General features: G+C 65.8%; 12 protein-coding genes and 1 tRNA gene. 9 read left to right on the plus strand and 4 right to left on the minus strand.

What is annotated here, in order from left to right; translation table 11 throughout:
- Complete coding sequence (locus tag B7K23_RS08855) at positions 1-417, minus strand: nuclear transport factor 2 family protein (RefSeq protein WP_159451368.1); 417 nt, start codon at positions 415-417, stop codon at positions 1-3.
- A 312-nt stretch (positions 418-729) separates the two neighbouring features.
- Here B7K23_RS08855 and B7K23_RS08860 point away from each other — a divergent pair.
- A tRNA-Glu gene (locus B7K23_RS08860) sits at positions 730-802 on the plus strand.
- Positions 803-1,052: 250 nt separating this feature from the next.
- Here the strand turns inward: B7K23_RS08860 and B7K23_RS08865 are convergent.
- Together B7K23_RS08865 and B7K23_RS08870 are read right to left on the minus strand one after the other, a co-directional pair.
- The gene (locus tag B7K23_RS08865; RefSeq protein WP_084125965.1) at positions 1,053-3,095 is read right to left on the minus strand and encodes a hypothetical protein; all 2,043 of its coding nucleotides are present in this window, start codon (positions 3,093-3,095) and stop codon (positions 1,053-1,055) included.
- The gene (locus B7K23_RS08870) at positions 3,092-4,009 is read right to left on the minus strand and encodes a hypothetical protein (RefSeq protein ID WP_084125966.1); all 918 of its coding nucleotides are present in this window, start codon (positions 4,007-4,009) and stop codon (positions 3,092-3,094) included. Before B7K23_RS08870 ends, B7K23_RS08865 begins: the two co-directional genes overlap by 4 nt.
- 192 nt (positions 4,010-4,201) lie before the next feature.
- Here B7K23_RS08870 and B7K23_RS08875 point away from each other — a divergent pair, with 192 nt between their 5' ends.
- Positions 4,202-4,522 (plus strand): helix-turn-helix transcriptional regulator, encoded by a 321-nt coding sequence (locus B7K23_RS08875; RefSeq protein ID WP_084125967.1) that lies wholly within the window; start codon positions 4,202-4,204, stop codon positions 4,520-4,522.
- Positions 4,523-5,041: 519 nt separating this feature from the next.
- Here the strand turns inward: B7K23_RS08875 and B7K23_RS08880 are convergent.
- Positions 5,042-5,755, minus strand: coding sequence for a hypothetical protein (locus B7K23_RS08880; RefSeq protein ID WP_143338167.1), 714 nt, complete (start codon positions 5,753-5,755; stop codon positions 5,042-5,044).
- Between the two features lie 877 nt (positions 5,756-6,632).
- On the opposite strand from B7K23_RS08880, the gene B7K23_RS08890 reads away from it, so the two are divergent.
- The 7 genes from B7K23_RS08890 (at position 6,633) to B7K23_RS08920 (ending at position 10,511) form a co-directional block, all read left to right on the plus strand.
- Complete coding sequence (locus tag B7K23_RS08890; protein WP_084125970.1) at positions 6,633-7,055, plus strand: hypothetical protein; 423 nt, start codon at positions 6,633-6,635, stop codon at positions 7,053-7,055.
- Positions 7,052-8,197 (plus strand): hypothetical protein, encoded by a 1,146-nt coding sequence (locus tag B7K23_RS08895; protein ID WP_143338168.1) that lies wholly within the window; start codon positions 7,052-7,054, stop codon positions 8,195-8,197. Before B7K23_RS08890 ends, B7K23_RS08895 begins: the two co-directional genes overlap by 4 nt.
- Positions 8,194-8,649 (plus strand): hypothetical protein, encoded by a 456-nt coding sequence (locus tag B7K23_RS08900; protein WP_084125972.1) that lies wholly within the window; start codon positions 8,194-8,196, stop codon positions 8,647-8,649. Before B7K23_RS08895 ends, B7K23_RS08900 begins: the two co-directional genes overlap by 4 nt.
- Before the next feature lie 8 nt (positions 8,650-8,657).
- The gene (locus B7K23_RS08905; RefSeq protein ID WP_143338169.1) at positions 8,658-9,203 is read left to right on the plus strand and encodes a hypothetical protein; all 546 of its coding nucleotides are present in this window, start codon (positions 8,658-8,660) and stop codon (positions 9,201-9,203) included.
- 71 nt (positions 9,204-9,274) lie between these two features.
- Positions 9,275-9,655, plus strand: a complete 381-nt coding sequence (locus B7K23_RS08910) for a hypothetical protein (RefSeq protein WP_084125974.1) — start codon at positions 9,275-9,277, stop codon at positions 9,653-9,655.
- Positions 9,585-10,142, plus strand: a complete 558-nt coding sequence (locus tag B7K23_RS08915) for a hypothetical protein (protein WP_143338170.1) — start codon at positions 9,585-9,587, stop codon at positions 10,140-10,142. The genes B7K23_RS08910 and B7K23_RS08915 overlap by 71 nt, the downstream gene beginning before the upstream one ends.
- Positions 10,143-10,145: 3 nt before the next feature.
- On the plus strand, positions 10,146-10,511 hold the full coding sequence (locus B7K23_RS08920; protein WP_084125976.1) for a hypothetical protein: 366 nt from the start codon (positions 10,146-10,148) through the stop codon (positions 10,509-10,511).
- Positions 10,512-11,025: the final 514 nt, after the last annotated feature.

Here is an 11,025-nt window from a genome sequence, read left to right on the forward strand (position 1 = left end):
CTACTGCGGTGTGATGCTGGGCAGGACGTCCTCGTGGTTGTGGATGACTCGCCAGCGTCCGTCGTCGCGTCGCCACACGGCGGTGTTGCGCACGCGCTCGGTCGGCTCGGCGGTGTCGTGGAACACGACCTCGAAGGTGTGGCGCGCCAGCGCGATGTCGCCCCAGACGTCGATGACCGGCTCGGTGACCTCGATCGCCTTGACGAGCGTGTTGCTCTCCGAGTCCGGGCGCGCGTCGCGCAGGGCGTCGAGCCCGGCGCGGCCGCGGATAAGGTCCTCGTGGACGCTGTCCCAGAGAGTGACGTCCGCGGCGATGTGACCGTTCGAGCGCTCGCGGTCGCCCGCGAGATACGCGTCGTACATGTCGCGGATGGCGGCGGTGATCTGAGCCGCGGGGCTCGTCTCGTCGTGAGACATCGTGCTCCTTGTGTCAGGGCTGCTGGAGGCCGTTGATCGGCAACTGTAGGGCAACCATGTCACATGAAAAGCAATCCCCTGTTTCGGGAAAGTAAACACGCGCTCACGGAGCGATAACCTTTTCATATGACCCGTGTCTTGGGTCTGTCGCTTGGCGTTCTCTGTCTCGCAACCCCGCGATCAGGGGGCATATGGCGGCGTATGAGCGGCGTGAACCCCGGTGGGGGGTCCGCCGATTGGCGTTCACCCCCATTCATGGTCTATAGTCTTATCTCGCGCCAGTCGCCCGGGAGGGTGACGGAATGCAGCTAGGGCCCCGTTGTGTAGCGGCCTAGCACGCCGCCCTCTCAAGGCGGTAGCGCGGGTTCGAATCCCGTCGGGGCTACGACTGGGTAGTACGGAAAACGTACTGCTCCAGATGGGTTTACTCGGTTGAGTAAGACCCCAGAGGGTTCTTCGGAGCGTTCTGGACAACAGAAGGGCCGCCAGCGACTGATGTCGCAGGCGGCCTTTGCTGTTTCTCGGGTGTTGTCAGGAGGTCCGGTGGGTCCTCACCTGTTTTCGGGCGTGCTGCCGCCTCCGGCCCTGTCGGGTTCGGAGGCGGAAGGTGCTGTTCGGTTCCGGGGCGGGCCGCGTTACGCGGCGAGCTGGTCGGGCGGTGGGAGGTCCTCGTCGGCGAGAGCCGTCACGTCGGCGTCGGGGCCCTGTGGGGTGTCGGGGCCCGGGCTTGTCGGTTCGTCCCTCCAGAGCAGATCGTAGGCCTCGATGAAGACGCTGATCGCGCGGACGTTGGCGGAGAACACCATGATGGCGGCGAGCAGGGCCTGCTTGGCGTAGCCGCGGACACGCCGGCGGGCTCCGTCGTTGAGGTTCTCGTGGTCCTTTTCCTTGAGGGTTGCGTTGAACCCCTCGACAACGTTGCGCTGGCGCATCATGAAGTCGTGCTCGCCACTGCGCCAGTAGACGTCGGAGGCGAAGTGGCCGAAGTGGTCGTCCAGGGTGAGCTGGAGTGACTTCTGGTGGGCGGTGCAAGCCTCGCCAGCGGCATCCTTGGACGGCGGGTTCTCGACCTCAGTGCGGGGCTTGTCCCGGGGCTCGCGTTCGAAGATGGGGCAAGTGAGCTTGCCTCCGGGGTTGAGCGCCGGGCACCCGAAGCGGCCCTTGCTCTCCGCGTTCCACGTCTCATGCCGGACAGCCCTGTAGTCCGCCCGTTCGTCGAGCATTTCCTCGCGGGTGGCCTTGTCGATCTTATTGTCGTTGAACAGCGACTCGGCGTTGATGAGGTGATCGGGGGTTCCGGGGCACAGGATGTCGCCGTCGACCATCTTGAAGCCGCGCATCGGGTCGCCAGTGCTGGTCTGGTCGGCGACGGTGCCTCGCTGACCGGCGGACTTGCTCGAGTTCCTCTTCGTTGTCACATTCTTGGACGTGACCTGTCCGGTCTGGTGCTTGCCGTATCGCATCGCCAGCTTGAAGCCCATGGCGCGCGATGGCTTCTGCAGTTTGACGAACAGCGAGTTGGGCAGGATCGCTCCGTCGGCGACGACGGTGCCGGGCTTGACCTTGAGGTCCTTGCGGACCTCGTTGGCGGCGACGAGGCTCGCTAGAGAGTTCTCGCCGATGTTCTTGGCGGGGGCGTCCCAGGCCATGCCCAGGGCAATGCGCGGCACCGGGCCCTTGGGTGCCTCGGAACTCTTGGGTGTGAAGCTCTCGCACGTCACGCTCAGGTGCAGTTCATAGGCCCAGATCGAGTGGCCGAGCAACTCCTTCTTCAGCGGCGTGACACCGTCATCCTCGAAGCCGCCGTGGTTGCCGTCACGGACGTGCCACCCTGCCATCGGCTCGCAGTGGTGGATCCAGTCGGGATGGGTCTTGGCGTTCTTGGGCGAGACGCCGCCTCTCTTGCCCGCGGTGTAGACCGGCACCTTGGTGCCGTCGATCGCGAGGGAGCCGCGCCAGTACTCCTTCATGTACCGCCTGAATGCACGGCGGCTCTCACGGTTCTCGCGGTATAGCGAGGCGTGAACGATCGCGTTGGTGAGCTGCCGCAAGCGCTCGAGCATCTTGTCCCTGTAGGCGCGCTTCGCCGGGTCGTCTTCGATCTCCTTGAGGTCAGCAACGACCTCGCCCACCGGGCGCGGCGCGCGGGTGGCGATGCCGGGGTAGGGCTCGAACAGGTCCGTGAGGCGGTCGTCGGCCGACTGGACGCGGTCGTAGATCCTTGAGGGGCTGACGGCGAACCTGGCCGTCTTGCGCTTGCTCTTGGGCAGCTCCCACAGTGCGCTGCCTCGCGGATCGTCCTTGAGTTCGTAGACGTCGTCGGGGATGCCGAGCAGTTGCGCGGACTCCTCCGACAGGCGGAATCGGATCGCCTCGGCGACGTTGCTCAGCAGGGGTGCCTCGCCATTCTCGACTAGCGCGATCAGGACCACCAGGAACACCGCGAACGAGACCTTCGCCGGCCTGCCGCCAGCGCCCGATGTCATGCGCTTGGCCTCGGCGTCCCATCCGGCGAGGAGGTCCAGTGCGCCTCCCTTGCCGCGTAACACGCGGTAGATCGCCTTGATCTGCTCGTCGTCAAAGGCCCCTCGGCCGCTGTGCACGCCGGTAAGGTGCTTGGTGCTCCTCCGGCCATGGCGGTTGTCGTTCTTGCGCTTGCGCGGCGTGTAGTTGCTCACGCAGCCCCTTGCTCGCCGCGTAGCGTTGCGCGGTATTCTCCGTCCGAGACGTCATCTACGTACGCAAGGAGGCGTTGGATCGACGAGAAGTCTCCGATGCCCATCGCCCGCATCAGAACATCGATACGAACGCCATCGTTGAGTTGCTGGACGATCCAGGTGTTGCCGGCTCGGTTGGCAGAGACCGTGGTGCTGGAGGCCGCGCTCTTGGCGACGAAGTCGGAGTAACTGTTCTTCTTAGTCATGGTGCGGCGCGGACGAAAGACGAAGCCATCCGCGTCGGTTCTGGCCGCGGCCTCGATGAACTCCTGCTCGTACTCCCACGTCACGGGCACTCGTCGAGGGCGGTGTCCGGTCACGTTGAGCACCACGCCATCGGCGTCAACCGCGATGTCGCCGCCGCGCAGGTCACACACCTCCCGACCTGACAGTCCGGCACCGAGGCACCCGGCCAGGAGGATGCGCGCGTCATGGCAGCGTTCCTCATCGGCCTGGCTGGCTGCCCACACTCGCAAGTCGTGGAGTTCCTGCGCGCTGTAGGGGGCCGCTGCAGGCGAGGCAGAGAACGCTTTCGCTACGGGCTTGGCATTCTTGGGGCTGAGCGGCCCCGTCATCTTGATCAGGCGCGTCTGATAGGTCCGCACCGTCGTGGGCTCGAGTTCAGGATGGGGTCGCTCAACCCAGGCTGCGATGCGCGAGGGCGTGAAGATCAGGTCGCGATCCAGCGCGAGGCCGCGCACGCGGTGGCACCAGTCGACGAACGGGGTTGTTGCCGTCAGTAAGTACCTCGCCTCGAAGAGGGTCCCGGGGTCGCTGTCGCGCACTGCGTCTCGTACGAAGCCGGCGATGGCCTCCCACCGCTCGGGGTGCTCGGCTGCCAGCCTTGGCTGATATGCCTCAATCGCATCGTCCACGACTTCGGGCCTCCTCGAATCACCCGGCCGTTGGTATATACCAACGCTTGCAGGATTCGAGGTTAAGTCGATCTTGGGCGTGTCGCACCCGGAATTGGGCGACCCTGGGCTGCAGGGGTCTACTTCGGCCTCCGGCGAAGGTTCGACGTTGTCGGCATGAGGTGTGGTGGTATCGGGGACTAGGCTCAGGCCATGCCGCCCAGGAGGACGCGCCCCAGGGACCTCGGGTCCGACTGGCCCGATCGCGTCGTCGACGACCCCGCCGGTGAGGTCGCTCGCCGCATCGCCGTCGCGCTGCGCACCGCCACCGCCGGACTGAGTCTGCGCCAGGTCGCAGAGGCCACCGGCGTCAACTACACCACCGTCCGGGATGTGCTCCTGGGCAACACCTTCGGCGACTCCATCACCATCTCCCGACTGGAGATCGGCCTTGGGGTCGCGCTTTGGCCGGCCGACTTCACCGCTGCCGCCGCGCGTCGCAGGGGCGTCGCCGACGACGCTGAGGCCCCGTAGGGCGGCGCGTTCCCGCGCGCTCAGCGCCGGCTCGCCATCGTTCGATGGCGTCGGTGACGGATGCTGGCTCTGCATGAACTCTCCTGTGGTCTGAGTGGTCGTTCGGCGCGGTGCCGCTGGCGTCAGCGGGCTCGAAGTCGCCTTCTGGGGCCCGATCGTGCCGCATGAAATCCAAATTTCGGCCGGAAGCTTGGGGAAAACCCAAACAGAACCTAAAAACCCCAGGCAAATGTGCTTGAAGGGAAGTCTCAGAATTCAGCCATGACTCGATGGCAAACTGGTCGACCAGGGCTTGTCGGTCCGCGTTTCGCCCTGAGCGGCCTGATATTTGCGCGCGAGCCGCCGGTGGGTCGCGCGGCGGAGAGGCCGGTCCAGAAGGCGGCTGCCGGCTACCTAGAAGGCTCTCTAGGGAGCGTGCTTGCTGGAGAGTTGACTCGCTAGATGGCTGCCTAGCGAGACTCGTGCGAAGGTGAGCAGTCGCGGTGCTGTCGCGCGGCGCGCCAGTGGCGCGGTGTCGCGCTAGCCGGACGTGTCGCGGCGCTTGACTTCGAGGGCGGCGATGCGGTCCTCGGCGGCCAGACGGCGTCCGCGTTCTTCCGCGAATTTCACTTCAGCGCGATGTGCTGCCTCCACAGCGGACGCGTGCGCGCTTGAGAGTTCCGCGCGTGCGTTCTCGGAAGCGGCGACGGCGACGCGTGCGTCGGCGACCGCCTCGTCGCGCTGCAAGATCGCGGCGTCGCGCTCGTGCAGTGCGGTGTCTCTTTGGGTGGCAAGCGCCGCCGCCTCCTCGCGCAACAGTGCGACCTGGCTCTCAAGGAGCTGGCGTTCAGCGGTTCGCAGTGCGATCTGCTCGTCGAGTTCTGACCGTGCCGCGTCGCGCTCTGCGATAGCGGCGGCGACCACTTCGTCTGATGCGGCCTTGGCGGGCGCGATCAAGTGCTCCACCAGGACAGTGGTCTGCTCGTCGAGAACTCTTTGGGCGGCGTCGGCCATCGCATGGCCGACCTTAGTGATCGCCTCTGCTGCCTCGGGGCTGGTCGCGTCGAGCGCGCGCTCGCGTGCGGCGGCAGCGCGTGCCCGTCGCAGCACGGCGGCGATGGTTGCCGTGCGGGCGCGCACGCCCCCGCCGCGAATCTCGTCGATGGTGGGGAAGCGCTCGTGCTCGGCCACGTATGCGGTGATGTAGGACTCCACCTTGGACGCGCTCGTACCACCCGGATCGCTCAAGCCCATATCTGAACTGTACTAGGGGAATGACGTCCGGGAATGAATTCCCTTCATCGCCATTCCGAATCTTGCCCCACGTCGCGTGAGCCTCGGTGGTGGTGACAGGCGCTTTTGAGCGCGAGCTCGCTCGCGGCCTGCCGCTGACAACTGTGGAGTTTGGCTTCCCGGGCGGGACTTGTCCGTTCAAGTGGACTGAGCGGCGCGATGGGCCACCCGTTCCCATCGGGGCGAGGTGTAGCGCGGTTGTTGATGTGAACAGATTAGAGCATTATTACCAGGCACTTTACAGAGTTCGCTCGCTTGCGCAGGGCGTCAAGGGCGTGTCAGTGTGAGCCCAGGAGCGGCCTGCGAAGGCCGCGGCGGCGAGCGAGTGAGTGGTTCGGGCTGGAGGGTGGATCATGGGTGTTGCGGTGTCACAGGTGGACCTCGGGGGCGACCCTGTGCTGTGTCGGGTGCTGACGGACAGTTCGACTGTGTACTACGTCTCCACTTTGGGTGAGCACCCGGCGGTCTTGAGGGCACCTGGTGCGGGGCGGACGCACCGCGACAGTTTCGACTCCCGGTGGATTCGGCTGCGTGGCGTGGTGAGTTTCCCGGTAGGTGCGGAGACGCCGCGTTTCGGTGTCGACGCTGAGGGGCGTGCGCCCGTGGCGGCGCTATTGCGTCGGGGTTCGCGGCACGCCTATTACTGGGATACCGAACCCCCGCGACGGTCGGCGGAGTCACTCGCCGAGTTCTGGCCGCGCATCTCGGATTCTCGGTGGTGGATCCAGAGGCTCGCGCGTCGCGTTGAGGTGCTGGAGGCTATGCCTTCGGTCTTGACCCGTGGGTCTGACGAGGTTGACTTCACCGACGGTCCCGAGCCTGGGGAGGGTTGGTAGCGGTGGCCGCGATTGCTCGGGTGCATGTGCTGGACGAGCCGGACCTGTACGTCCTGCGCGGCGTCACCTCGGCGACTCGCTACGTCATCGACACGAGGGAGAGTTCGGGCACGCCGTGGTATCTGCGTGTGCCTGCGGGCCCTGGCACGATCAGCGGCCGATACGACCGGATCTGGAATCCGCTCGAATGCCTGATCGCGTACCCGGCAACGGGGGATGGAGACGAGTTTCTCGATCCTCGTGAATCGGTGGCTCGCCTGGCGGCGTGGACGATTCAGGTTGGCGCACAGCATCAGTTCGTCACGCCGGAACTGGATCCGGTGCGGCGGGCACAGAGCCCTTACTACTGGGTCATGTCGAGCGTGACTGCTCACATCGAAGCTGGCATCGATGATGCTGATCTGGCGACGGGGGCCCTGCCGTGACCGGGCCGGGTCACATCGAGGTGCTCGATACTGTCGCGGACGCGAAAGGTGGCGTGTACCGCCTGGATGCGACAGGTTTCGATGTGTTTCTGGACCTCTCAGCGCCCGGTCGCCAGCGGATCGCGGTTCCACGAGGGCAGCGCACGCCGCTTGCCGACGGAGTGTGGCGGCCGCTGAGGGCGGTGACTGCTCGAAGGCTGTCCGGGAATTGGCCGGGGGTGGGCGTTCCAGAGGCGTCGACCGAGGAGCCCGAGCGCTCGATCGCTGCAACTGACGGACCGACGGGACGCGTGACGCGGTGGGAGCCCGCTGTGCTTGTGGTCGATGCCGCCCCTGTCGGGGTCTCGCCGATGATCGATGTGGGTGTCGTGGTCGGGATCTCCCGCGTCGGTTCCGACGCAGCGGCCGGGCCCATGCCGCCGCTTGAGGACAGGGGGTCCGTGGTGGCCGATCGAGTGAACCTCGTCAGGCACCACCAAGGCATGATCATGTGGGCCGATGCCACCTCCGACCGGGAGTGGAGCTTGCGCAGCTCGGCGGACCATCGGTGGCTGTTCAACCCCGATGGGCGCGACAGCGACGAGTGCGACATCGTGTACTCGATCGGCTCGGCCGCGACCGACGCCGACATCGCGCTCAAGGATCGCAGCGTGTTCCACGATCCCTTCGCTCGGGAGGGCATGATTCGGGTGGGGTACCGGACGGCGTTCCACGGCGTGTCGGATGGGTTCTGGCAGCCGCGGCCCGCACCGACGCGGCTGCGCGCCATGGCCATCTATGGCAACTGGCGCGAGGCGAACGAGGTCCTCATCCGCCAACAGGACATCAGCTATGTGATCGAGTGCGAGGACGGCACCGTCGCGATCATCGACATCCCCGCCTGCGGGCGGGCCGTCATCCGCGTCAGCCCACCACGAGGCACGGCAGCGCAGCCATGGCACGGCACGCCCTTGCCTCTCGCGGCATGGCTGTCGGTGCCGCAGTGCGACGACGATGAGTTTGCCGACGACGCACCCGATGTGCTGCGTGTCGGCACACGCCATCGTGCGTGGGTCAGCGTCAACGGCACCGAACGCACCATTGGCCTTCCCCGGGCGTTCTCGATCTTCTCTGTCATCGACCGTGAAAAGAGGCCGGTGTGAACACGATGCGGGGTCTGTTCGGACGTGACCGCCTGCCCTACCTGTTGCCGAAGGTCGACGAGGGCGTCTTCCTCGTGACGGCCGTCGCGGCGGACATCGTGCTTGACCTGCGCGACCATGAGAACCATGGCACTGGCATCTTCCCCGACCCAGCACTGGGCCCGACACCCTTGGACTGGCAGTGGCTCCCGCTCGTCAGCATCCTGTCGACGCCCACGCCCCGGATGGAGGATACCGCGCTGCTGAGATCAACCGCGCAGCCGAACGTCGGTGCGGTCGAAGGAGTGATTCGTGTCGGCAGTCCGCACACCTACACCGTGCTCTTCGAGGAGACGCATCACTACATCTCGCAGCTGCCGTGTGTCGAGATCCTGCGCCTGCCCGACCCCGACTCCATCGACTGGGACAGCCTCGCGCTTCTCGACCCTGACGAGCAGGAAGGTCGACTGTGAGGGCGATCGTGTTCGTCGACATCGACGGAACCATCCGCATCAACGAGCCCGATAGGGACTTGCTCTCCGCTTGGCCTGCTTCGTCGTGGCGGACCACTCCGGTTGCGCCCGTCATCAAGGGCCTGACGCATCGAGGCAAGGCGACATGGTCGATTGACGTCATCGAAGGCCTTCGCACGATCGGAACCCTGCCTGGTGTGCGAATGTGCTTTCTGACCACGTGGCTCGAGGCAACCACGACCACGTTCGCTCCCGTCGTCGAACTCGGGGCATGGTGGGCGGTAGGCGAGGACACGCCTCCCGACGAGTCCTCAGGGTTTGGCTCGTGGCAGTGGAAGCCGGCACGTGTGTTGGAAGCGGTCCAGAGCGGAGCATATGACCGTGTGGTGTGGATGGACGACGACGCCATGGACCTGCGAAGCGAGCTCTTCTTCCAAGATCGCGAGAAGGAGATCGATCAGCTCGACGCAACGCTGCTCACCATTGCGCCCGACTACCGGTGTGGCCTCACCCGCGAGGACCTCGACGCCGCCATGGATTGGCTCACCCCATGAACCGCTTTTCGCGCCTCCGCGACAGCGGTGGCCCGCGCAGCGGTCGACACACGAGGCGAGCGAGGCGCATCGTGAACGACGACGACACCCGGGAGACCATGGATCAGATCGCGACGTTGCGCGCGCTGCTGGGCCGCAATGCATCGGCCGTAGTCCTAGCCAGAGACGGGACCGCGGTCGCACTCAACAGGCGTGCATGCGGGCAACTGACCGATCTGATCCCCGACGCGCCCGCCGACGCCGTCGTGAAGGACGTCGGCTACGACCGGCAGGACCTCCGGCGGATGCTCATCGGAGTCGCACGGATCAACGTCGAAGTGAACCGCCGGCTAGGGAGCAGGCCTTCGACGCAGATACTCATGTGGGCACAGCAGCCCATCGATGACCTCGACGACTACCAGCTCCCTGGTCAACAGCAACGGCGGAAGTGGTGGCGACGTGGCCAACCGTGATCAACCGGCGGGCCACCCGGGCGACAAGCCCAAAGCCGAACCGCCAAGCACCTTCGGGGACGGCTCCCCACTGGCCATGCTCGTCGGCCCGTTCTACACCGCACCGACAGCGGCAACGCTTGTCGGGGTCGACGTCAAAGACCTGCCTCTGGATGGCATGCTGCGCACCGTCACCTCCGACAGCGTCGACCTCTACCCGACGATGCAGTTCAACGACGGCGGCCTGGACCCCCTCATCGCGCAGCTCGTCACGCTCCTGACGGCGACCGAAGCCGACATGTCGGCGTGGGCCGTGGCCCTGTGGCTCGCTTCGCCGCTGGCGGACCTCGACGGCAGCAGCGTCGTCGCCTGGCTCCGCGACAGGTGCGACCCCGACATCGTGTTCGCGCTCGCCCGCCAAGTTGCGTGGGTCTGGCGCGACGGTCGGCAACATCTCGAGCAGCAAGACCCCGCATCAGCAAGGCAGCAGCCTGGCAACGAGGACTGAGCGATGGAGGACAGAGACGCGCCGACGCCCGGAACGGCAAGTGACCGTGAACGTCAGATCAACGACGAGATCGAGGCTCTCTACCGGCAACGATTCGGCGACGACGAGCCTCTAGGCGTCGAAGCCGTGCAGGCAAGAAAGAGCGCGATGGTCGACGGCATCTTGGCACTCGGCAACAACGCAACACCTTGTCTCTCCGAAGCTGCGACCGGCGACGAGGACCTGGTCAGACTGGCGCGGGCGCTGAAGCGTGCCAGATGTGGCGCGATCGTGCTGACCGGAGGCAGGACCATGCTCCTGAGCCGAGACGCTTGCAGTCGCCTGCTCGGCCAATTGGAGGACCGGTCCGAGCCCGAGCGGAAACCGTGAACTGCCGGCAAGCGGACGGGACAAGCCCGCACGATGAGCCTGGCCGATGCACAGGTCGGGGCACACATCGAAGCGTTCGCACGGCGTCAGCAGACAGTTGGATCCGTGTTCCCCTTCTGTCGGTGGACGCTATCGACAGCACAGCACGGCTAGTCATCAGGACTCCAGGCGGCGTCACGTGGTGGCGAAGGGACCGGTGTCGTCGGCAGAACTTGAGTGGGATGCGGGTACCGCACATGATCAGAGGGTCGTACTGGCTTGCGTGCAGCGCACGAGGGCGAGCAGGAGGGCAAGGCGTCGACGCACATTCCCTGTTGGCCTTGCGCGCCGAACGTTCGTCATGGGGCGGTTCGAGTCTTTCGTGCCGACACCGTGACGCGGACGATCGGACGCCAGCGACTACCACACGAAACGATGAGGTGCGGTAGCCCATGCTTTTGGCATGCCTCGATTTACATGGGACGATGTAGTGACCGGTTCGTCTCCGAGGCTCGATGAGTGAGCCTCGGCACAG

The sequence above is a fragment of the Demequina sp. NBRC 110054 genome (assembly GCF_002090115.1).
Taxonomy (GTDB): domain Bacteria; phylum Actinomycetota; class Actinomycetes; order Actinomycetales; family Demequinaceae; genus Demequina.

Bases quoted from the DNA above. Each gene is read 5' to 3' on its own strand.
- B7K23_RS08855 (WP_159451368.1), bottom strand. From the start codon at position 417: ATGTCTCACGACGAGACGAGCCCCGCGGCTCAGATCACCGCCGCCATC.
- B7K23_RS08875 (WP_084125967.1), top strand. From the start codon at position 4,202: ATGCCGCCCAGGAGGACGCGCCCCAGGGACCTCGGGTCCGACTGGCCC.
- B7K23_RS08880 (WP_143338167.1), bottom strand. From the start codon at position 5,755: ATGGGCTTGAGCGATCCGGGTGGTACGAGCGCGTCCAAGGTGGAGTCC.
- B7K23_RS08915 (WP_143338170.1), top strand. From the start codon at position 9,585: ATGACCTCGACGACTACCAGCTCCCTGGTCAACAGCAACGGCGGAAGT.
- B7K23_RS08920 (WP_084125976.1), top strand. From the start codon at position 10,146: ATGGAGGACAGAGACGCGCCGACGCCCGGAACGGCAAGTGACCGTGAA.